14 protein-coding genes are annotated in these 22,133 nt (G+C 71.6%); 7 read left to right on the top strand and 7 right to left on the bottom strand.

The genetic code is table 11. The features are described from left to right. Positions 1-3,498 (top strand): indolepyruvate ferredoxin oxidoreductase family protein, encoded by a 3,498-nt coding sequence (locus FHS44_RS12710; protein WP_184714166.1) that lies wholly within the window; start codon positions 1-3, stop codon positions 3,496-3,498. Positions 3,499-3,587: 89 nt separating this feature from the next. Here FHS44_RS12710 and FHS44_RS12715 read toward each other — a convergent pair whose 3' ends face one another. Beyond that, positions 3,588-4,652: a LacI family DNA-binding transcriptional regulator gene (locus FHS44_RS12715; RefSeq protein ID WP_184714167.1), complete on the bottom strand. Its 1,065-nt coding sequence runs from the start codon at positions 4,650-4,652 to the stop codon at positions 3,588-3,590. A 293-nt stretch (positions 4,653-4,945) separates the two neighbouring features. Here FHS44_RS12715 and FHS44_RS12720 point away from each other — a divergent pair, with 293 nt between their 5' ends. Continuing rightward, entirely contained in the window at positions 4,946-6,226 is a 1,281-nt protein-coding gene (locus FHS44_RS12720; protein WP_184714168.1) for an ABC transporter ATP-binding protein, read from the top strand. Between the two features lie 57 nt (positions 6,227-6,283). Here FHS44_RS12720 and FHS44_RS12725 read toward each other — a convergent pair whose 3' ends face one another. The 3 genes from FHS44_RS12725 to FHS44_RS12735 all read right to left on the bottom strand — a co-directional run bounded on the left by FHS44_RS12725 (position 6,284) and on the right by FHS44_RS12735 (position 10,094). Next, positions 6,284-6,946, bottom strand: coding sequence for an ACT domain-containing protein (locus tag FHS44_RS12725; RefSeq protein ID WP_184714169.1), 663 nt, complete (start codon positions 6,944-6,946; stop codon positions 6,284-6,286). Positions 6,947-7,048: 102 nt separating this feature from the next. After that, the gene (locus tag FHS44_RS12730; protein ID WP_246435409.1) at positions 7,049-8,338 is read right to left on the bottom strand and encodes a right-handed parallel beta-helix repeat-containing protein; all 1,290 of its coding nucleotides are present in this window, start codon (positions 8,336-8,338) and stop codon (positions 7,049-7,051) included. A 130-nt stretch (positions 8,339-8,468) separates the two neighbouring features. Then, a complete protein-coding gene (locus FHS44_RS12735; protein WP_184714170.1) occupies positions 8,469-10,094 on the bottom strand; it encodes a glycoside hydrolase family 13 protein in 1,626 nt (541 codons plus the stop codon). 313 nt (positions 10,095-10,407) lie between these two features. Between FHS44_RS12735 and pulA the strand changes: the two genes are divergently transcribed. Further along, positions 10,408-13,095 carry a pullulanase-type alpha-1,6-glucosidase gene (gene pulA, locus FHS44_RS12740; RefSeq protein WP_312863629.1) on the top strand — a complete coding sequence of 896 codons (2,688 nt, stop codon included), beginning with the start codon at positions 10,408-10,410 and terminating at the stop codon, positions 13,093-13,095. Here pulA and FHS44_RS12745 read toward each other — a convergent pair. After that, entirely contained in the window at positions 13,082-13,690 is a 609-nt protein-coding gene (locus FHS44_RS12745; RefSeq protein ID WP_184714172.1) for a putative glycolipid-binding domain-containing protein, read from the bottom strand. The genes pulA and FHS44_RS12745 overlap by 14 nt on opposite strands. Before the next feature lie 142 nt (positions 13,691-13,832). Between FHS44_RS12745 and FHS44_RS12750 the strand changes: the two genes are divergently transcribed. From FHS44_RS12750 to FHS44_RS12765, 4 genes are all read left to right on the top strand, one after another. Next, positions 13,833-14,813, top strand: a complete 981-nt coding sequence (locus tag FHS44_RS12750) for an alpha/beta hydrolase (protein ID WP_184714173.1) — start codon at positions 13,833-13,835, stop codon at positions 14,811-14,813. Positions 14,814-14,970: 157 nt separating this feature from the next. Next, positions 14,971-17,028 (top strand): N-acetylneuraminate synthase family protein, encoded by a 2,058-nt coding sequence (locus FHS44_RS12755; protein WP_246435410.1) that lies wholly within the window; start codon positions 14,971-14,973, stop codon positions 17,026-17,028. Between the two features lie 324 nt (positions 17,029-17,352). After that, positions 17,353-18,282, top strand: coding sequence for a glycosyltransferase family 2 protein (locus FHS44_RS12760; protein WP_184714175.1), 930 nt, complete (start codon positions 17,353-17,355; stop codon positions 18,280-18,282). Further along, positions 18,279-19,571: a polysialyltransferase family glycosyltransferase gene (locus FHS44_RS12765; RefSeq protein WP_184714176.1), complete on the top strand. Its 1,293-nt coding sequence runs from the start codon at positions 18,279-18,281 to the stop codon at positions 19,569-19,571. The genes FHS44_RS12760 and FHS44_RS12765 overlap by 4 nt, the downstream gene beginning before the upstream one ends. Before the next feature lie 236 nt (positions 19,572-19,807). Here FHS44_RS12765 and FHS44_RS12770 read toward each other — a convergent pair whose 3' ends face one another. Both FHS44_RS12770 and FHS44_RS12775 read right to left on the bottom strand, forming a co-directional pair. Next, entirely contained in the window at positions 19,808-20,989 is a 1,182-nt protein-coding gene (locus tag FHS44_RS12770) for a DUF6716 putative glycosyltransferase (protein ID WP_312863630.1), read from the bottom strand. 11 nt (positions 20,990-21,000) lie between these two features. Continuing rightward, positions 21,001-22,038, bottom strand: coding sequence for a hypothetical protein (locus tag FHS44_RS12775; RefSeq protein WP_184714178.1), 1,038 nt, complete (start codon positions 22,036-22,038; stop codon positions 21,001-21,003). Between the last annotated feature and the right edge of the window lie 95 nt (positions 22,039-22,133).

The following is a 22,133-nucleotide window of genomic DNA, read 5'->3' on the forward strand; positions in this document are numbered from 1 at the left end:
ATGACGATCTCCGCCGAAACCCGCGCAAAGGCTCCCGACGACCGATACGCCCTCGAAGAGGGCCAGGTGTTCATGACCGGCACGCAGGCCCTGGTCCGCGTGATCCTCGACCAGATGCGCGCCGACCGCGCGGCCGGTCTCGAAACCGGCGCCATGGTCTCCGGCTACCCCGGTTCCCCCCTCGGCGGCTTCGACCTGGAGCTGTCCCGCTCGCGGCGGCACGCCGAGCCGCTCGACGTCGTGCACCGCCCCGGCCAGAACGAGGAGCTCGGCGCGACGGCCGTCTGGGGCAGCCAGCTCGTCCCCCTTCTTCCCCGGCCACGCAAGGCGGGCGTCCTCGGCGTCTGGTACGGCAAGGCCCCCGGCGTCGACCGTGCCGCCGACGCGCTGCGGCACGGCAACTTCGTCGGTGCCCACCCCGAGGGCGGCCTGATCGCCCTGTGCGGCGACGACCCGATCTGCAAGTCCTCCACCCTTCCCTCGGCGACGGAGAGCACGCTCGCCTCCTTCGGCATGCCGATCATCCACCCGGGAAGCGTCCAGGAGCTGCTCGACCTGGGCCGCCACGCCATCGCCGCCTCCCGGGCCAGCGGCCTGTGGGTCGCGGTCAAGACGGTTACCGACGTCGTGGACGCCAGCGGCACGGTCGAGGTGGGTCCCGGCCGTGTCGTTCCGGTCATGCCGGTCGTGGAGTATCAAGGCGGGCCGTACCGGCACGTGCCCGACGCGACCCTGCTCACGCCGTGGTCACTGGAGATGGAGAAGACGCTCACCGGGCCCCGGCTCGACCTGGCCCGCGCCTACGCCAGGGAGAACGGTCTCAACCGCGTCACCGTGGACCCCGGCGACGCCTGGCTCGGGATCGTCGCCTCGGGCACCGCCTACTACGACGTGCGCGAGGCCTTCCGCAGGCTGGGCCTCGACCCCGCGCGGCTCGGCGTCCGCATCCTGAAGATCGGCATGATCTGGCCGCTGGAGCCGGAGATCGTCAGGACCTTCGCCAGGGGGCTCAAGGAGATCCTCGTCGTCGAGGAGAAGGGCCCGCTGCTTGAGGGTCTGGTCAAGGACGTCCTGTACGGCACCGCCGACGCCCCCCGCGTGCTGGGCAAGCTCGACGAGAACGGCGCCCAGCTCATCCCGAGAACCGGGGGCGTGGACGCCGACCTGGCGGCCAAGGCGGTGGCCTTCCGGCTGCGCAGGGCCGGGATCGACCCCGCCGCCGACGACCGGGTGGACAGGGGGCTGGCGGTGATCACCCGCCCGGAGCCGCTGAAGCTGCTCGGCCCGCAGCGCACCCCCTTCTTCTGTTCCGGCTGCCCGCACAACCGCTCGACCGCCGTGCCCGACGGCTCCCTCGTCAGCGCCGGGATCGGCTGCCACACGATGATCGTGATCAACCGCGAGGGCAAGGGCACGCTGACCGGCCTGACCCAGATGGGCGGCGAGGGGGCGCAGTGGATCGGGCAGGCGCCCTTCACCGAGACCCCGCACATCTTCCAGAACCTGGGCGACGGCACCTTCCACCACTCGGGCTCGCTGGCCGTACGGGCCGCGGTCGGGGCGGGGGTCAACATCACCTACAAGCTGCTCTACAACAGCGCCGTCGCGATGACGGGCGGGCAGACGATCACCCCGTCGCTGGCCGTGGCCGACCTGACCCGCTGGCTTGAGGCCGAGGGCGTGCGCAGGGTGATCGTCACGACCGACGAGCCGGAGCGCTACCGGGGGGTCAAACTCGCCGGGATCGCCGAGGTCCGCGACCGGAGCGCGCTCGACGAGGCGCAGCGGGAGCTGGCCGCGCTTCCCGGCGTGACCGTGCTGGTCCACGACCAGCAGTGCGCGGCGGAGAAGCGGCGGCTGCGCAAGAAGGGTGAGCTGCCCGACCCGGTCAGGCGGGTGGCGATCAACCAGCGGGTGTGCGAGGGCTGCGGCGACTGCGGGCAGAAGTCGGAGTGTTTGTCCGTGCTGCCGGTCGAGACGGAGTTCGGCCGCAAGACCGAGATCCACCAGTCCTCGTGCAACAAGGACTACTCGTGCGTCGAGGGCGACTGCCCCTCCTTCCTGACCGTCGTGCCGGGCAAGGCCACCGGGCGGCGCCGAGCCGTACCGAAACCGCCCGAGCTGCCCGAGCCCGAGCGGCGCGCGGGAGAGACGACGGTGCGGCTGGTCGGCATCGGCGGGACCGGGGTGGTGTCCGTGGCGCAGATGCTCGGCACCGCGGCGATGCTGGACGGCAAGCGCTCGCGCGGGCTCGACCAGACCGGCCTGGCCCAGAAGGGCGGCACCGTCGTCTCCGACATCCGGATCTTCGAGGACGGCGACGACCGCTCCGCGCGGGCGGGCACCGGCGCGGTCGACGCCTATCTCGCTCTCGACCTGCTGGGGGCGACCGATCCCAAGCACCTGCGCTCCGCCGACCCTGAGCGGACCGTCGCGGTGGTCTCGACGAGCCTGGTCCCCACCGGCTCCATGGTCGTGGACCCGTCCAGGCACGTCACCGAGCTGGGCTCGCCGATCGCCGCGCTTGAGTCGCGCACCAGGAGCGAGCTGAACGTCTACCTCGACGCCGAGGAGCTGGCCCAGGCGCTGTTCGGCGACCACATGCCCGCCAACACGATCGTGCTGGGCGCCGCCTGGCAGCGCGGGCTCATCCCGCTCAGCCTGGAGGCGATCGAGCGGGCCGTACGGCAGGGCGGGGGAAAGACCGCGGACCTGACGATCGCCGCCTTCCACTGGGGCAGGGCCGTCGTCGCCGCCCCCGAGGCCGTGGCCGAGGCCACCCAGCCGTCCGCGGCTCCCGCCGTACGGACCGATCCCGAGCTGACCCGGCTCGTCGATTCGGCCGCGGAGCCGGGCACCGAGCTGCACCGTCTCCTGACGGTCAGGGTGCCCGACCTGGCCGCCTACCAGAACCGGCGCTACGCGGCCCGCTACGTGGAGGCGGTGCGCGCGGTCAGGGACGAGGAGGCGAGGTTCTCCAAGGGTTCGCTGCCGATCACCGAGGCCTACGCCCGCCATCTGCACCGGCTCATGGCCTACAAGGACGAGTACGAGGTCGCCAGGCTGCACCTGGACCCGGCGGAACGGGCCAGGATCGCCGCCGAGTTCGGGCCCGGCGCGAAGATCTCCTACAACCTGCACCCGCCCGTGCTGCGCGCCATGGGCATGAACCGCAAGATCCGCCTCGGCGCCTGGTTCGACCCCGCCTTCCGCCTGCTGTACGGCATGCGGGGGCTGCGCGGCACCCGCCTCGACCCGTTCGGCATGGCCGGGGTGCGCAGGACCGAGCGGGCGCTGGTCGGCGAGTACACCCGTGACGTGCTGCGTGCCCTGTCCCACCTGAACGGGGAGACGGCGGCGACGGTCCTGGAGCTGGCCGAGCTGCCGGACGTCGTGCGCGGCTACGAGCACGTCAAGATGCGCAACGTCGCCGCCTACCGGGCCTCTGCGGGCGCCGTCCTGGACCGCCTGTCAGGCGGCTCCCCCGAGCGGGGATGAGCCGGGACCACCAAGCCCTCCGCACCGGTCAACGGCGCCCGGTGCGGAGAGACGGCGCCCTTCTCGCGGGAACAGCGGGAACAGCGGGGTCAGCGGTTGACCAGCGGGCCGGAGCCCGTCGAGCGGCGCACGACCAGCTCGGGCTGGAAGACCAGCTCGACGTTCCTGCCCCGGCTACCGTTGATCTCCTCGATCAGGGCCGCGACGGCGGCCGCGGCCATCGCGCCGACGGGCTTGCGGACCGTGGTCAGCGGCGGGTCGGTGAACGCGATCAGCGGCGAGTCGTCGAACCCGACGACCGAGACGTCCTCGGGCACGGACAGCCCCCGCTCCCGGCAGGCCCTGATCGCGCCGAGCGCCATCAGGTCGGAGGCGCAGACGATCCCGGTGCACCCGCGTTCGAGCAGGCGCGCGGCGGCGGCCTGGCCGCCCTCGACGGAGAACAGCGAGTGCGAGACCAGTTCGTCGGTGTCGACCGCGCCGAGCAGGTGCGCCATCGCCTGGCGGTAGCCCTCGATCTTGCGGATCACCGGCACGTACCTGCGCGGCCCCAGGGCCATCCCGATCCGCTCGTGCCCGAGATCGACCAGGTGCTGTACGGCCAGCCACGCCGCGGCCCTGTCGTCGGGAGAGATGAACGGGGCCTCGATCCTGTCGCTGTAGCCGTCGAGCAGCACGATCGGCAGGCCCCTGCCGATCAGGCGGATGTAACGCTCCACGTCGGCCGTGGTGTCGGCGTGCAGGCCGGAGACGAAGACGATGCCGCTGGCCCCGCGGTCGGCGAGCATCTCGGTGAACTCGTCCTCGGGGGCGCCGCCGGGGAGCTGGGTGCACAGCACCGGGGTGTAGCCGTGCTGGGTCAGCTCCCTGCCGATCGCCTGGGCGAACGCGGGGAAGATCGGGTTGTCCAGCTCGGGGATCACCAGGCCGACCAGCCCGTTGCTGTGCCCGCGCGGACGCTGCGGACGCTCGTAGCCCAGCAGGTCGAGCGCCGCCAGCACCGCCTGCCTGGTCGTGCCCGACACCCCTGGCCTGCCGTTGAGCACCCGGCTGACGGTCGCCTCGCTCACTCCCGCCCGCGTCGCGATGTCGGCCAGCCTGACGCCCACGCCGTCGAGACGGGGCCGGGGGACCCGCGAAAGTTCGCCGTCCATCACAAGCACCCCACCATGCGGCCGAGTGGGGCGCAAGCCAGACGGCATTCAGCCCCCGTGTCAGGAGTTCGCACAACTTTTCGCAAACTGTAACATTCGCCACCCGTCATCACGATCAGCTCCTGAACCCCCTGTCATCGCGTCGTGGCCGCTCGGGGACGGGCACCGGAAGTGACCTGGAGACAAGCGATTTCTAACGACATCTATGGACATAAAGGCGAGTGTCGCGATGTACTACCTCATCAATCACACGGCTGGATCCGGGCAGCGGAGCCCGGGAGGAACGAGCGCGCATGAGTACCGTCGTCCTCGACAATGTGACCAAGGTCTACCCCGGCGGGTACCTCGCGGTTGACCGCATCAACCTGCGCGCCGAGAACGGGGAGTTCCTTGTCCTGCTGGGGCCTTCGGGATGCGGTAAGTCGACGTTACTCCGGATGATCGCCGGGCTTGAGGAGATCACCTCGGGCGACCTGTGGCTCGGCGGGACCCTCGCCAACGACCTGCCGCCGCGTGACCGCGACGTCGCCATGGTCTTCCAGAACGGCGCGCTCTACCCGCACCGCACCGTGCGGGGCAACATGGCCTTCCCCCTGGAGATCGCCAAGGCAGACCCCGCCCTGGTACGGGAGCGGGTGATCGAGCTTTCCAAGGCGCTGCACATCGACGAGACCCTCGACCGCCGCCCTGGAACGCTCTCCGGTGGCCAGCGCCAGCGTGTCGCGATGGGCAGGGCCATCGTCCGCCAGCCCTCGCTGTTCCTGATGGACGAGCCGCTGTCCAACCTCGACGCGGGCATGCGCACCGAGATGCGCATGGAGATCTCCGCGCTGGTCCGCTCCCTCGGCGTGACGACCGTCTACGTCACCCACGACCAGGTCGAGGCCCTGACGCTGGCCGACCGCATCGCCATCATGAACCGCGGCGTGCTCCAGGACCTGGGCACGCCCGGTCAGGTCTACAACGACCCGGCGACCGCCTTCACCGCGGCTTTCCTCAGCTCCCAGCAGCTCAACCTGCTGTCGGCCGTGGTCAAGACCCCGCAGAACCAGTTCATCATGCTGGACTTCGGGCCCCACCAGATCACCATTCCTTGGACCGATCCCAGGGCGTACGTGATCTCCCAGCACGTCGGCCGTCAGATCATCGTCGGCCTGCGTCCCGACTGTCTGGCCCCGGTGCCGGAGACGTTCGAGGGGCCGGTCTTCTTCGGCCGGGTCAGGGCACTCGAATACCACGGCCACGAGTGGCTCGCCTACGTCGAGAGCGGCATCCAGTCGGTCGCCGTCCCCGAGCCGCCCGACCCGCGTGAGAACGCCCGCGCGATGGCCGCCGCCTCCGGTGGCCGGGCGATGGCCGCCATCCGCAAGCTGCTGCCCGGCCGGCCCGCCGAGCCGGAGATCGAGCACGGGCAGGAGCAGGCGAGCGGGACCCACCGCAGGGCCGACCTCATCGTCAGGCTCGGCGCGCGCCCCGTCTGGCGGGCGGGAGAGCCCGCCAGGGTCGGCGTCGACGCCAGCCGCCTGATGCTCTTCACCGTGGACGGCGCACGCATCGACCCGCCCCGCCGCTGAGCGGGCCGGCACGGGCCGGGGCGGCCCCCCTCCGGGCAAAGGGGCCGTACGAGGGTCTCAGACGCCCTGAGGGGTCCGTGGCGCGGGCCTGTGGCCGATGATGGAGACGAGCTCCACGACGCGGACCGCGCGGTCGAGCTCGGCGCGGTGGAACGACGGTCCCTCCGTGCGCGCGAGGACCAGGTGGAGACCGGCATCGGGGACGGGCACGCTCATGAACCGATGGCGTCCCGCGGTGAGCGCGCAGGGGCGCAGGGCGGTGAGGTCGGCCGCCTTGACGCCGGACAGGCCGCCCTGCTCGTCGAGGGACTCCGGCGCCTGCCAGCTCCGGTGGACGAGGTCGCCGCTCTCCGAGGAGACGGCGACCGCCCACTCGGCGCTCACCAGGTCGGGGATGGCGTCGACCAGGGTGGCGAAGGCACGTCCCGGCTCCGTGGCGACGTGCCTGAGCAGGTCGTAGTCGGGAGAGGTCCCGGGGATCTCCCTGGTCCGCCAGACGGCCTCGACCCGGATGCCGGGCGCCGCGGAGAGCCGGTCCCTGATGCCCTCGGGGTCGAACGCGCCGGGCCAGGAGACCGTGAAGTCGTCGACGACCCGGCCCGCCTCCCGTTCCAGCACCGTCACCTGGAGGATGTCGGCCCCCAGCGTGCCGAGCACCCGGGCCACCTGGCCCAGAGCGCCCGGTCTGTCGGGAAAGGACACCCGTAGTCGCAGCATCATCGTCGCTCCCCCTCTCCGAACACAGGCTGCCCTAGGCAGGTTTCACAGATGTTCCGGGGAGATGTCCAGAATAATGCCTGAAATCCGAAGATCTCAGGAATGTCAGTGCTGGTAGGCGCCCGCGTCGGGGATGGCCGTGGGGGCCTTGCCCCCGAGGTCGCGGGCCTGGGCGGCGCCGCCGTACCACGCGGGGTCGAGTTTGAGGCCGCGCCCGACGGCCGGGGAGCCGGGGCGCAGGCGCAGGTCGTCACCGCCGCGGAAGCGCGGATCGGCCAGGATGGACCTCGGGCCGAGCTTGAACTTGCGGGACCTGCCCTTGTAGACGCTGCCGCCCTCGTCGGCGCCCGCGCCGTCCTCGTAGCCGATCTGGCCGCCGACCACGATGACGTTGTTGCGCAACCTGAGGATGGACGGTGAGCAGCCGTCGTGACACGACCAGCCGATGGTGTCGCGGGCGGGCAGGTAGACCGAGTTCTGCACCGCGACGGTGCCGCGCACCGGGCCGACCACGTGCCCGGCGCCCCGAGTGATCAGGAAGGAGCCGCGTTTGCGGGAGGAGGTCACCACGTTGAAGGCGAACACGTTCCCGGTGGCGGTCTTCCCCTTGCGCGCGCCCAGCTCCGCGAAGGTCTCGTTGTCGCGGGCGACGTTCCTGAGCACCCGGTTGCGGTCGCCGTTGAAGACCTCCACGGCGGCGCCGTCGGTGCCGTAGTCCTGGCTGGTGGCGTAGCTGCCGGTGATGACGTTGTCGGTGATCAGGTTGTCGTCGCCGTTGAGCAGCACGCCGAAGGCCCCGGAGTCGTTGTCTCCGCCGTTGTCGTTGACGCTCATGCGGTCGTTGCGGGTCAGCACGCTGTTCTTCAGCACGTTGCGCGAGCCGACGAAGTTGACCCCGGCGGCGTTGCGGTCGGCCAGGACACCGTCGAGCTCGTTGTTGTCGCCGGTCACCGCGAAGCCCGCCCACCGGCAGCCGCTCGCGCGCACCCCGGTCACCCGCACGTGGGAGCCGCCGACCACCACGCAGCTCTCCGCGCCCTCGCCGCCGATCCTCGGCGCGGAGCCCTTGCCGTACGGCTCGACCACGACGGGCCGCTCCGCGGTGCCCTTGGCGCCGAGTCTCAGCGGCCCCCGCCAGTCGCCGCCACGCTTGAGCCGTACGACGTCGCCGGGGCGCAGCGTGGCGTCGTTGACGTTGTGCAGGGAGCGCCACGCCTTCTCCGGTGAGGTGCCCGTGGCGGCGTCGTCGCCCTTCGCCGAGTCGACGTAGTAGACGGCGCCCGCCCGTGCCCACGCGGGATCGGGGACCGCGACGAGGAGACCACCCGCCGCGAACGCCACGAGGACAGGAACGGTCCACCGTGGACTGCTCGACTCCATGTAGGCACGTCCCATCGCTGCGTGACGGTCAGCCGGTCAGCGGAGATCCTGACACAGGTGCCCACCACCCGACCATCGGGACGGCGGGCACCCAGCGAACCGTTACAACTCTTTCACCGGCGTTGAGGGTGACGTTGCCCGCATCTCACGCGTCCCGGCGCTCCCACCAGACCGCGGAGTCGGGGGCCAGGCGCGCCGTACCGGCCGTGACGAGCGGCTCCTCGCTGGCCAGCAGCACGCGGCCCGGCGCGGGCAGCTCGACCGGCTCACCGGTCAGGTTGACCGTGCAGACGAACCCCTCGCCACGGGTGAAGGCCAGCGTGCCCTCCGGGGAGGTCAGCCACTCCAGGGGAGCCTCGCCGAGCGGGCGCAGGGAGCGCCTGACCTCGATCGCCCTGCGGTACAGGCTGAGCGTGGAGGCGGGGTCGGCGAGCTGCGTCTCGACGCTGAGCGGCCCCCACGAGGCGGGCATCGGCAGCCAGGGGTCCTCGCCGCCGGGCAGGCCGAAGCCGAAGTGCGGCTCTGTCTCGTCCCACGGGATGGGCACCCGGCAGCCGTCCCTGCCCGCGTCGGGGTCGCGCAGCCGCTGGGGGTCGTGCAGGAACTCCTCCGGCAGGTCGAGGACCTCGGGCAGGCCGAGCTCCTCCCCCTGGTAGACGTAGGCGGAGCCGGGCAGGCCGAGCGTCAGCAGCGCCGCGGCGCGAGCCCTGCGCAGGCCGGTCCCACCGTCGCCGTAGCGGGTGACGTGCCGTTTGACGTCGTGGTTGGACAGCACCCAGGTGGTGGGAGCGCCGACCAGCCCGGCGGTGTCCAGCGACTCCTGGATCACCGCGCGGAACCCGGCCGCCTCCCACGGGGTGGTCAGGAAGTGGAAGTTGAAGGCCTGGTGCAGCTCGTCGGGGCGGACGTAGTGGGCCAGCCGCCGGGGGGAGGGCGCCCACGCCTCGGCGACACCGATCCGCTCGCCGGGATAGGAGTCGAGCAGCCTGCGCCAGGCCCGGTGGATGTCGTGGACACCGTCCTGGTCGAAGAACGGCACCACGTCGGTGCCGATCATCCTGACCTGGTCGGGGTGGCCGACGTCGGGCAGCCCCGCCGCCTTGACCATGCCGTGCGCCACGTCGATCCGGAAGCCGTCCACGCCCAGGTCGAGCCAGAAGCGCAGGACCGCCTCGAACTCCTCGTGGATCTCGGGGTTGTCCCAGTTCAGGTCGGGCTGCTCGGGGGCGAACAGGTGGAGGTACCACTCGCCGTCCGGCAGCCGGGTCCACGCGCGCCCCCCGAAGATCGACTCCCAGTCGTTCGGCGGCAGCTCCCCGTTCTCGCCCTTGCCCTGGCGGAAGACGTAGCGCTCCCGCTCGGGGCTGCCCGGCCCCGCGGCCACCGCCTGCCTGAACCAGGCGTGCTGGTCGGAGGTGTGGTTGGGCACGACGTCGACGATCACCCGCAGCCCGTGCCGGTGCGCCTCCTCGACGAGCGCGGCGGCGTCGGCGAGCGTCCCGAAGATCGGGTCGACGTCCCGGTAGTCGGCCACGTCGTAGCCGAAGTCGGCCATCGGCGAGGTGTAGAACGGGGTCAGCCAGACCGCGTCGACCCCCAGGTCCGCGAGGTACGGCAGGCGGCTGCGCACCCCGAGCAGGTCACCGATCCCGTCCCCGTTGCCGTCGGCGAAGCTTCGCACGTAGACCTGGTAGATCACCGCGTCACGCCACCAGCGGGTGGCCGTCCCGGCTGCCCCGCCGGGACAGGAGGTTTCGACGAGCTCGGTCATGCGGTCCCCCGATCAGACGACTGTCAGCCGCGACGCCCGGACGGGCCCGCGGCGTGGCGGTCCCCGCCGCGGACCGCGACTGATCATCGGGCCGGGCAGGATACGCCGGACGTTACGCGGCTGTAAGACGAAGCGAAAGAATTTTCCGCAAGTTTCTGCAAACTTGTTACAAGGAAATGTCAAGGCGCCCGCCGTACTCCCGGAAAACCCCTCTCACCTGCGCTTCTCCTCGCGAAAGGGGCGGCATCACCCTTCCCGCGCGGGGAACGAGGAGATCAGGGAAGCGTGCCCGCGAGGCGAGGAGAGCGCGAACGTGAGCCAGACCATCGACGAGGACCCGCACGTCGCCGCGGGCGACATCGACCTGGGCCGGGCGTGGGCGCACTGGATCGACAGGGAGACCGTCGTCTGGGCCGCGGAGGGGGACCCCGCCGGGTTCGACCACAGCCTGCTGCTGTCCGGTGAGGGCGACATCTCCTCCGCGAACGGGGAGCTGACCGGTGGCGACGGGGTGATCCGCCTGTCCCCCGCCGCGCTCACCGCCGAGCGGCTCGCCGTACGGCCCCATCTGGCGGGGAGGGCGGCCTTCAGGGTGGATCCTCGGGACGCGGGCCTGGTTCCCTCGGCGCTGCGCGGTCAGGTGGTGGCGGTACGGCGTGACTCGTCGGGGGCGCCGCTGGCCGCGACCGGGGTGCAGGTCGCCGGGGTGCTCGACGACCTCTACCGGGCGGCGGCCGACGCCGAACTCGGCCCCGTCTGGGAGGACGGCGTTCCCCGGGTGTCGGTCTGGGCCCCGACCGCCCAGGACGTACGGCTGGCGCTGTACGACGGGCCCTCGGGCGGGCGCCGTACGGTGCGGCGGATGAGGCGGGACGACGTGACGGGGGTCTGGTCGGTCACCGGCGAGCCGTCGTGGCGGGGGCGTTACTACACCTTCCTGGTCAGGGTGTACGCCCCTGCCGCGGGCGGGGTGGTCGTCAACGAGGTCACCGACCCCTACGGCCTGTCGCTTTCCGCTGGTTCGGCCCGCGGCCAGTTCGCCGACCTGGCCGACCCGGCTCTGGCCCCGAAGGGCTGGGCGGGGCTGCGCAAACCCCCGGTCGCCCGGCACCGGCCCACGATCCACGAGCTGCACGTGCGTGACTTCTCCGCCTGTGACCCGACGGTGCCCGAGGAGGTGCGGGGGACCTACGCCGCCTTCGCCCGTGACTCGGCGGGAATGGCCGAGCTGCGTTCCCTGGCCAGGGACGGCCTGACCCACGTGCACCTGCTGCCGGTCTTCGACTTCGCGACCGTCCCCGACCGCAGGTCGGAGCGCGCGGAGCCGGAGGGCGACCTGGCCTCGATGCCGCCGGACTCCGAGCGGCAGCAGGAGCGCGTCGCCCTGACCGCCGCGCGGGACTCCTTCAACTGGGGCTACGACCCGCTGCACCACACGGTGCCCGAGGGCTCCTATGCCTCAGACCCCGACGGGACCGCCCGGATCGTGGAGTTCAGGGAGATGGTCGCCGGGCTGAACCGGGCGGGGCTGCGGGTGGTCATGGACGTGGTCTACAACCACGCCTACGCCTGCGGCCAGCATCCCTCGGCCGTGCTCGACCGTCTCGTGCCCGGCTACTACCACCGGCTGCTCGACGACGGCTCGGTGGCCACCTCGACCTGCTGTGCGAACACCGCGCCCGAGCACCTCATGATGGGCAGGCTCGTCGTGGACTCCATCGTCACCTGGGCGCGCGAGTACAGGGTGGACGGCTTCAGGTTCGACCTGATGGGTCACCACCCGAAGGCGAACATCCTGGCGGTGCGCGAGGCCCTGGACCGGCTCACCCCCGGCGTGGACGGCGTGGACGGCTCCTCGGTCCTGCTGTACGGCGAGGGCTGGGACTTCGGCGAGGTCGCGGGCGGCGCCCGGTTCGAGCAGGCGACCCAGACGGCCATGGCGGGCACCGGGATCGCCACCTTCAGCGACCGGCTGCGGGACGCGGTGCGCGGCGGCGGTCCCTTCGACGCCGACCCGAGGGTGCAGGGCTTCGGCTCAGGCCTGGCGGGCGCGCCCAACGACTCCCCCGCGAACGGCACACCGGAGCAGCGGCGGGAACGGCTGCTGTACTACCAGGACCTGATCAAGGCGGAGCTGGCGGGCAACCTGCGCGACTACGCCTTCACCGCCTCCGACGGCAGGTGGGCGCGGGCTTCGGAGATCGGCTACAACGGCACCTCCGCGGGGTACGCCGCCGCGCCGGGCGAGGTCGTGACCTACGTGGACGCCCACGACAACGAGACGCTCTTCGACGCGCTCGCCTACAAGCTGCCCAGGTCCACGACGATGGCGGACCGGGTGCGGATGCAGACGCTCTCGCTGGCGACCGTGCTTCTCGGGCAGGGCATCGCGTTCGTGCACGCGGGCAGCGAGCGGCTGCGCTCGAAGTCCTTCGACCGCAACTCCTACGACTCCGGCGACTGGTTCAACCGGCTGCTGTGGGACTGCGAACAGGGCAACGGCTTCGGCGGCGGCCTTCCCCCCAGGGCGGGCAACGAGGCCAGGTGGCAGTACGCCGGACCGCTGCTGGCCGACCCGGCCCTCAGGCCTGACTGCGCGGCGATCCGCGCCGCCAGGGCGGGGTACGGCGAGCTGCTGCGGATCCGCGCCTCCAGTCCCGTCTTCGCACTCGGCTCCCTTGAGGAGGTGCAGGCACGCCTGTCCTTCCCGGTCGCCGGTCCTGACGAGATCCCGGGCGTGGTGACCATGCACCTGGACGCCTCCGGCCTCGACCCGGACCTGACGTCGCTGACGGTCGTCCTCAACGCGACCCCGGAGACCGTGACACAGACCGTCGCGGCGCTCAGGGACGCCCGGGTGGAGCTGCATCCCGTCCAGGCGGGCGGACATGACCCGGTGGTGCGGGAGTCGGGCTTCGACCCCGCGACGGGGACGTTGAGCGTCCCCGCCCGCACGGCCTCCGTCTTCGTGCGGCCCTCCGTGGGACCTACGAGAGCGTAGGCCCCACGGAGGGCCGGGACTGCGGTTCCCCGACCACCATCCTGGCCAGGCCCGGGTAGTCGACGACGACGCCGTCGTCGAGGGCGAGATCCGTCCTGAACCCCCCGCTCTCGTAGCGCACCCGGCCCGGTCCCAGGTGGGCGTAGCGCTGCGGCTGGCGGATCACCCGCAGGTGGGGAACCTCGACCCAGGCCGTGACGAGGTCGACGCGCCCCTCCTGGACGGCCAGGCCGTGGCGCAGGATCGGCATGGAGTTGGTCAGCGGCGACATCCCGAGGTCGCAGTCGAGCGCGTCGCCCAGGTCGTTCATGTCCCCGCCGGGAGGCGGCCCTTCCAGGTGCCCCTCCTCCCTGGTCTCGCAGGACCAGGTGCCGTGCACGGAACGGCGCAGGTCGATCGCCCTGTGCCAGCCGACGCCGTGCACCCGCACCGAGAGCAGTTCGGTGACGTATCCGGTCAGGGTGCGCAGGGTGTACTCAAGGCGGTAGGGAATGGGATCTGTGCCGATCGCCACCCCGACCGCCGTCAGCTCCGCCCCCAGGTCCACCTCGGCGTACTCGGCGCCCCCGTCCTTCATCCACACAAGTCCGCGCATCCGCCGTCCCCTCTCCGCCGGCTGCATCCAACCCCTGCGGAACGGCCGTACCCCGACAGAACGTGACGAACCATCACGCCACGACGCGCCGCCGTATGCCCGGCACTTCCGGTGATCGCGAAGTTTCGCCAGGATTGGTCCCGTGAACCGCACAGCCGTACGCCTCGGAGTCCTCCTGCTCGCCGGAGCAGCCGTGGCGGTCGTGCTCCTGGCCCTGCTGACCCCCTTCTCCTCGGGAGGGACCCCGCGCGGCCCGGAGCTGTCCCCCTTCACCCCCGGGCGGGGCAGCGTCCACGTCAACCGGCTGAGCGAACGCGACCACGAACTCACGATCCGCTCGGCCGCGCTGGGGCGCGAGGGCATGGTCAGGGTGCTGCTGCCCAGCGGGTGGCGTCCCGGCTCCGGGCCGTGGCCGGTGCTGTACCTGCTCAACGGGTGCTGCCAGTCCGAGTACGACGCGTGGACGACCCAGGGGGAGGCGGCCAGGATCACCTCGGCCTACCCGGTGATCGTGGTCATCCCCGAGGGAGGCCAGGTCGGCTTCTACTCCGACTGGCGGGACGGGCCAGGCTGGGAGAGCTTCCACCTCACCGAGGTCCGTCACGTCCTGGAGCGCGACTACGGCGCCGGGGACCGCAGGGCGGTCGCGGGGCTGTCCATGGGCGGGCTCGGCGCGATGAACTACGCGGCCCGTCATCCGGGGATGTTCCAGGCGGCGGCCTCCTTCTCCGGCGTGCTGAACACCCGCGACGGCAACAACGGCGTCGACTGGCTGCTCGACCAGTACGGCGAGGACTCCACCGACCTGTGGGGCGGCCACGGCGACCCCGCCTGGGCCTCGCACAACCCGGCCGACCTGACCGGCGGGCTGCGCGGGGTGCGGCTCTTCGTCTCCTGCGGGGACGGCACCCCGGGGCCGCTCGACACGCTGGGCACCGCCCCCGACCAGGGGGAGGCGTCCCTGCTGCGCCAGGCGCTGACCTTCGCCCACCGGGCCGAGGCGAGCGGCGCGCGGGTCGTGACCGACTTCTACGGCCCCGGCACCCACAGCTGGCCGTACTGGCGGCGGAGCCTGGAGCGGGCGCTGCCCATGCTCATGGACTCCATCGGCGCCAGCGCCTGACCCGGGCCGCTCTCGCCGGGACCCCCGGCTGCCCGGAAAGTTAAGCCGACCGACTCTGGACGTTCAACTCAGACACCCCTGTCCGGTCACCCCCGTGACTAGCGTTCCTAAAACGCCCCAGCTCAGGGGCATTTGCCGCATGTCACGAGGAGCAACCTTGCGAGTCCTGGCCGTTGTCCCCGCCCGTGGAGGATCGGCGGGCGTCCCGCTGAAGAACCTGGCCGCGGTCGGCGGCGTCCCCCTGGTCGCCCGTGCGGTCAAAGCCTGCCTGCGGGCCGAGCTGATCGACGAGGTCGTGGTCAGCACCGACCACGGGGGGATCGCCGAGGCGGCCCGCGAGGTGGGGGCGGTCGTGATCGAACGCCCCGAGGAGCTGAGCGGCGCCACCGCCTCCAGCGAGTCGGCCGTCCTGCACGTCCTCGACCACCTGTCCGACGTGCCGGACGTGGTCGTCCTGGTGCAGTGCACCAGCGCCTTCATCGACCCGGGCGACCTGGACAGCGCGATCGTCAAGGTCCTCGACGGCACCGCGGACGTGGTGTTCTCCGGCCTTGAGACGCACGAGTTCCTGTGGAACGCGGCGGGCGCGGGCATCAACCACGACCCCGCCCACCGGCCGCGCCGCCAGGACCGCGCCCCCGACTACCGCGAGACCGGCGCCTTCTACGTGATGCGCACCGAGGGCCTGCGCGAGCACGGCCACCGCTTCTTCGGCGCCGTCGCCGTACAGCCCGTCCCCGTCCGGCACGCCGTCGAGATCGACTCCCCCGAGGACCTGGAGATCGTCAGGGCCCTCGCGCCGTTCGTCGACGAGCCCGAGCCGATCGACGTGGACGCCGTGATCACCGACTTCGACGGCGTGCACACCGACGACCGCGCCTACGTCGACCAGGACGGCCACGAGAGCGTCGTGGTCAGCCGCTCCGACGGCATGGGCATCTCCCTGCTGCGCGCGGCCGGCGTCAAGCTGATGATCATGTCGACCGAGCAGAACCCGGTCGTCACCGCCCGCGCCCGCAAGCTCGGCGTGCCCGTCCTGCAGGGCCTGACCGACAAGCGGACCGTGCTGCGCGACTGGCTGGCCATCGAGGGCATCGACCCCTCCCGCGTCGCCTACGTCGGCAACGACGTCAACGACCTCGGCCCGATGGGCGACGTCGGCTGGCCCGTCACCGTCCCCGACGCCCACCCCAGGGTCCGCGCCGCCGCCAGGACCGTGCTGACCAGGCCCGGCGGGGCGGGAGCCGTACGGGAACTGTGTGAGCGTGTCCTGGCCGCGCGCCCGGTCGAGGAGACGGCGTCCGCGCCCGCCCCCAGGACCGAGCTGCGGCTCACCCCGGTCGCCAAGCCCGTCCAGGTCGGTGACGCGCTGATCGGCACGGGCCACCCGGTCTACGTGATCGGCGAGATCGGCATCAACCACAACGGCGACCTCGACATCGCGCGAAAGCTCATCGACGTGGCCGCCGACGCGGGCTGCCAGGCCGTCAAGTTCCAGAAGCGCACCCCGGAGATCTGCGTCCCGCTCGAACAGCGCGACCAGATCCGGCAGACGCCGTGGGGCGAGATGACCTACATGGAGTACAAGGTCAGGACCGAGTTCGGTCTCGACGAGTACACCGAGATCGCCAAGTACTGCCAGGAACGCGGCCTGCACTGGTTCGCCTCGCCGTGGGACGTGCCCTCGGTCGAGTTCCTTGAGGCCATGGACGTCGTCACGCACAAGGTCGCCTCGGCCAGCGTCACCGACCTGGAACTGCTGCGCGCGCTGGCCGCCACCGGCAAGCCGATCATCCTCTCGACCGGCATGTCCACCCTTGAGGAGATCGACAGGGCCGTGGAGATCCTCGGCACCTCCAAGCTGGTGCTGATGCACGCGACCTCCACCTACCCGCTGCCTCCCGAGGAGGCCAACCTCCGCACGATCGTCACCCTCCAGGAGCGGTACGGCGTGCCCGTCGGCTACTCCGGCCACGAGCGCGGCCTGCAGATCTCCCTGGCCGCGGTGACGCTGGGCGCGGTGACCGTCGAACGGCACATCACGCTGGACCGCACGATGTGGGGCTCCGACCACGCCGCCTCGCTTGAGCCCTCGGGCCTTGAGCACCTGGTCCGCGACATCCGCATCATCGAGACCGCCCTCGGTGACGGCGTCAAGCGCGTCTTCCCGGGCGAGGAGGCACCGAAGGCTCGCCTGCGCCGCGTGCGTGTTTGATTGCGCTGCCTCCGGCAGCGCGGGCTTGGGCGCCTGAAGTCGGTGACTTCCCTCGTCACTCCTCCGCTGCGCTGCTGCACCTCTTTGCGGCGCCTGGCGGCACCGCGGGCTTGGGCGCCCCAAGTCGGTGACTTCCCTCGTCGCTCCTCCGCTTCGCTCCCCCACTCCTCAGTCCAGACACCGACGCGCCCAAGCCGCTCCTCAGTCCAATCGCCGACGTGCCCAAGCCGGACACTCCTCACGCACGGCACCGGTAACCCAGACCCTTCACTCCCGGCGCCGGGGGTGAAGGGTCTGGGCGGGTTCAAATAGAAAAGGGGAAACTTGATCACGTTGTCCGTTGTCGTCCCGGTGAAGGACGCCGAGCTCTACATCTCCGACGCGTTGACCTCGCTGGGCAGGAACGCGCGCAGGGACTTCGAGTTCATCGTGGTCGACGACGGATCGACGGACGCGACCGGGCAGATCATCGATGATTTCCGCGACGAGCTGCCCGGTCTGGTCGTGCTGCGCAACGAGGCGCCGGTCGGGCTGGCCGACGCCCGTAACCTTGGGACCTCGCTGGCCTCGGGGCGCTACCTGACCTTCATGGACGGCGACGACTGGCTGGCGCCCGGCTATCTCGCCGAGCTGGTCGGGGCCATCGAACGGCTCGGCTGCGACTTCGTCCGGGTGGACCACGTCCAGGCGGAGGGGCGCAAGCGTGTGATCCACCGGGCGCCGCTGGCCGTACGGGAAACAGTGGTCAAGCCCCGCGACCACATCCTGCCCGCGGGGGTGAAGACGATGGTCGACTACCCCTACGCGTGGGCCGGGATCTACCGTCGTGACCTGGGTGAGCTGCTGACCTTCCCCGGGCACCTGCACACCGCGGAGGACCGGCCGTGGATCTGGCGCCTGCACCGGCAGGCGGGGTCGTTCGCGGTGGTCTCGCTGGCGGGCCTGTTCTACCGGAGGATGGTCGCGGGGTCGCTGACCCAGGTGGGCGACGCCAGGCAGCTGCACTTCTTCGACGCCTTCGACCTGGTCTTCGCCGACCTGGAGGAGGAGTTCGCCCCGAAGGCGGTGCGCACCTTCTGCGCCCTGCTGGCCCACCACCTCGAACTGGCCGACCGCTTCTCCCCCGACCTGCGCGTCCGCTTCGAGGAGCGCGGCGCCGAGGCCCTCAGGCGGCTACCCTCCGACCTGCTCGCCGCGAATCGGCTGGACCCGGAACGTGACCAGATCCTGCAGAGGCTGTTGGAGACCCGATGACACAGTTGTTCTACGCCTCGACACTGTTCGGCGCGATGACGCTCGGGGCGGCGATCGACGAGGGCCTCTTCGGCCCGAACCCGGGCCGAAGGATCCTGCTGGTCTCGAACAACGCGGCCATCCCGGAGATCACCCCCTCCCTCGACCAGGCCCCCGGCTTCGCCGCGCTGCGCCCGCGCTTCGACGAGGTGTGGTCGTGGAACGACATCGTGGCGCCGCTGCACCCCTCCGACTGGAAGGCCCGCGTCATCGAGGTCCCGATGCTGGGCCGTCTCCTGCGCTCCCACCTCTCCCTGGAGGAGGGGCCTCAGGAGCTGGTCCTGGAGTCCATCGCGGTGCCGCCCGCCAGGACGATCGCCGGTCTGGTCAAGGACTGCCCGATCACGGTCTACTCCGACGGCCTGATGAGCTACGGCCCGACCCGCGACCCCCTGCCGCAGGAGATCTCCGGGCGGATCACCCGCCTGCTCCACCTGGACCTCGTGCCGGGCCTGTCGCCGCTGCTGCTGTCCGAGTACGGCGTGCCCGCGCGCGCCCTGCCCGACCGGGCCTTCCTTGAGGTCGTCGCCCAGACGGAACGGCTCACGCACGGTACCCGGGACCTCCCCCGGGGCCAGGCGATGATCCTCGGCCAGTACCTGTCGGCGCTCGACATCGTCACCCAGGACGAGGAGGCCGGGCTGCACGCGGACATGCTGCGCGGCCTGGCCGCCAGGGGGTTCCGCTCGGTGCTGTTCAAGCCGCACCCCGCGGGCGGGCGGCGGCACGCCCAGCGGCTCCGCGAGACGGCCACGGAGCTGGGGGTGACGTTGACGGTCGTCGGGGAGAGCGTCCCCGCCGAGTCGTGCTTCGCCACGCTGGCGCCGGAGCTGGTCGTCGGCTGCTTCTCCACGGCCCTGGTCACCGCGAGCAGGCAGTTCGGCCTTCCTGTGGCGACGCTCGGGGGTGACCTGGTGCTCGAACGGCTGGCGCCGTACGAGAACAGCAACCGTGTCCCGGTCACGATCACCGACGCCCTGCTGCCACGCCTTTCCCCGGACGGCTCGCTGGAGGAGCCGCCCCCGGTGGACCTTCCCGCGCTGGTCGGCGCCGTCGGCTACTGCATGCAGAGCGACACCCATCCGGAGCTGCGGGAGCGGGCCGTCGCCTATCTGGAGGCCAACGGCCCCGCCCGCTACTTCAAGCGCCAGCGCCTGACGGCCCTCGACCTGCTCCCCCGCTCCCCGGCCAAACCCACCCCCGGCCCCCTGGACAAACTCCGCCGCCGCCTCTCCAGAGCCCTCTCCTGACCCGACGCTCCCGACGCCGCGCGTGAAGAGTTGGGGTTACCGGTGCCGTGCGTGAGGAGTTTCGGCTTGGGCGCGTCGGTGAACTGGACTGAGGAGCGACGGAGCGCAGCGGAGGAGCGACGAGGGAAGTCACCGACTTCAGGCGCCCAAGCCCTCGCGGCGCCGAAGGCGCCGCAAAAGCAAGCACAGCCAAGCCCGCGCCGCCGCCAGGCGGCGCAAAGCAAGCACAACTCCGCCTATAAGCGCAAATACCTGCGCATCCGGCGTTTGGCCCGGTAACCCACGCGCAGGACGTTGGGGGGGACCTCGACGCGTAGGCGGGCGCGGCGGCGGGCGGCGGCGTACTGGGGGCCGTCCAGGAGGGAGGTGGCCGGGATGAGGCGTCCCGAGCGGGCCTGGCCGACGAGGCTGACCATCTGCGAGACCCAGTCGCTCTCGCCGTTCGGGTGGAAGTAGTTCGCCCCGCACCAGGCCGCGTCCGGGCTGTGGAAGCGACCCTGGGCCAGGTCGTCCAGGGTGCCGAGCAGGCCGCTGCCCTCGAAGACCAGGTTGATCATCTCGGCGCTGACGCCGAAGTCGGACAGCACCAGCAGCGGCACGTCCTGGGCGATGGCCTCAAGGGCGGCGGTCGAGCTGACGGTGACGAACCCGGCGGCGTGCGCCAGGTGCTCGTGCATGGCTCCGGCGGCGAAGCGCACCGCGCCGGGGCTGACCCGTCCCTCGGTCTCCAGGCTCTGCCACAGGCGCTGGTAGCCGTGGCGTTCGTTGTGGGTCTGGCGTTCGTTGTCCAGGGCGCGCAGTTTGACGACGACATCCAGGTCGGGGCGGTGTCCGGCCAGGTCGGCCAGCGCGAGCAGGATCCGTTCCCGGTCCTCCCTGCGTTTCGGCACCTTGGCCTGGGTGGCGAACACGACGCGGTCACGGGGGCCGGTCGCGGGGACCTGCCCGCCGTCGCGCAGGAACGGCAGCCGGGTGAGGCCGATCTGGCCTCCGCCGCCGAGTTCCTTGCCGATGGCGGAGAACTCCTCGACCTCCCGGCCGCTGTGCAGGACGAACAGGTCGCAGCCGCTGCGGAAGATCCACGCCTTCTCCGTCGCCGGGATGGAGATGCCCGGCAGGCCGGAGACGAAGACGGGCCGTGGGGCGAGGCCGGAGAGGACCTCGCTGACCAGCACGTCCACCACGGGTCCCGTGCAGGCGACCAGCACCACGTCGGGCCTGAACCGCTCGGCGGCCCGGCGCAGGGCCCTGGCGGACAGCACGGGCGGATCCCCGGCCGCCCCGGCCACGGCCGCGTGGATCTGGGCCGGTGAGGGCGTGATGGGAGTACGGACCACCGTCAGCTCCGCCGTACAGCCCGAGGGCAGGCCCTCAAGCAGGTAGGCGGCCCACTTCAGGTAGGAATCCGAGTCGGCCACGGCCAGGACCTTCAACCTGTGACTCCAGTGTCGTGATGGGCGAACATTGACAGATGGGTTCTGAGGGAGGGTGCCGCCTGGGCGGTCCACCACTCGTCGGGGACGTCCACGGTCTCCACGACGACGCCGCGGGCCGACAGCAGGACGCGCAGGGAGGTGACCGCGGTCGAGGGCAGGCTCAGGACCCGCTGCTCGGCGCCCAGTCCCCGCAGGGTCATCTCGGCGGGGGCGCCGCCGTCGTAGACGGTGATCCCGGGCTGCTCCCCGACCCTGGCGAGGTCGCCGGGGTCCTCCCTGCGGTGCGGGAAGTAGGCGACGGGCCCGGTCGAGCCGAGTCCGGCCAGCCACCCGAAGTAGTGGTCGCGGTGGATGAGGCCGTTGCGGACCAGGGAGGTGCCCAGGACGACCGTGCGCTCCCTCGGCCCCGGCCTGCGCATGGGCTGGGACCTGAGCCAGGCGAAGTCGTGCGTGACCAGCTCGGCTCCCCGTTCGCGTACGGCACGCGCCAGGTCGTCGGGGACGGGCAGCGCCGTGAAGATCGACAGGCCGCCCGCGTGGGCGGCGGCCCGCAACCTCATGCCCGCGGCGGAGCCCAGGGCCTTCCTGAGCGGGCCCGAGGTGGCCCTGGCCCGCAGCAGGGGCGTCCAGAACCGTCCGGTGAGCAGTTCCAGGAGCCTGATCGTGGCCAGGCCGTCGTCGACGATCACGATCCGTCCCGGCAGGGCGGTGAGCCAGGCCGCCTGGACCTTGCCGGAGAAGGCGTCGCCGACCGCCCAGGTCGTGCCCCTGCGGGGCCGGGGCATCTCGGGTGAGGGCTCGGCGAGTTCCAGTCCGGCGGGCGGGCCGAGTTTGGTGATCTCACGGCGGGTGACGACCAGCGGGCGCAGCCCTGCCCTGGGTATCACCCGTGCGTGGGTGCCGAGCAGCCCCGCGTGGTGGGCCTCCACGGCGCAGAGCATCTGCAGCGGGGACTCCACCCAGGCGACGGCCGAACCCTGCTCCCGCGCGTGGTCTCGACCGTCCTCCACGCCGGGCGATGACCCGTTCACGACCGCCTCACCGTAACCCGGATGTCTTACACGCCCGGGAACTACGGGTGAACACACGAATATGCCCTCTTGCGAGCCGTACTCTTAACGATCTA

Origin of the sequence: Streptosporangium saharense (genome assembly GCF_014203715.1) — a bacterium.
GTDB lineage: Bacteria > Actinomycetota > Actinomycetes > Streptosporangiales > Streptosporangiaceae > Streptosporangium > Streptosporangium saharense.

Coding starts and splice junctions, on each gene's coding strand:
- FHS44_RS12720 (WP_184714168.1), top strand. CDS start 4,946: ATGAGTACCGTCGTCCTCGACAATGTGACCAAGGTCTACCCCGGCGGG.
- FHS44_RS12745 (WP_184714172.1), bottom strand. CDS start 13,690: ATGCGCGGACTTGTGTGGATGAAGGACGGGGGCGCCGAGTACGCCGAG.
- FHS44_RS12735 (WP_184714170.1), bottom strand. CDS start 10,094: ATGACCGAGCTCGTCGAAACCTCCTGTCCCGGCGGGGCAGCCGGGACG.
- FHS44_RS12765 (WP_184714176.1), top strand. CDS start 18,279: ATGACACAGTTGTTCTACGCCTCGACACTGTTCGGCGCGATGACGCTC.
- FHS44_RS12730 (WP_246435409.1), bottom strand. CDS start 8,338: ATGGGACGTGCCTACATGGAGTCGAGCAGTCCACGGTGGACCGTTCCT.
- FHS44_RS12710 (WP_184714166.1), top strand. CDS start 1: ATGACGATCTCCGCCGAAACCCGCGCAAAGGCTCCCGACGACCGATAC.
- FHS44_RS12715 (WP_184714167.1), bottom strand. CDS start 4,652: ATGGACGGCGAACTTTCGCGGGTCCCCCGGCCCCGTCTCGACGGCGTG.
- FHS44_RS12725 (WP_184714169.1), bottom strand. CDS start 6,946: ATGATGCTGCGACTACGGGTGTCCTTTCCCGACAGACCGGGCGCTCTG.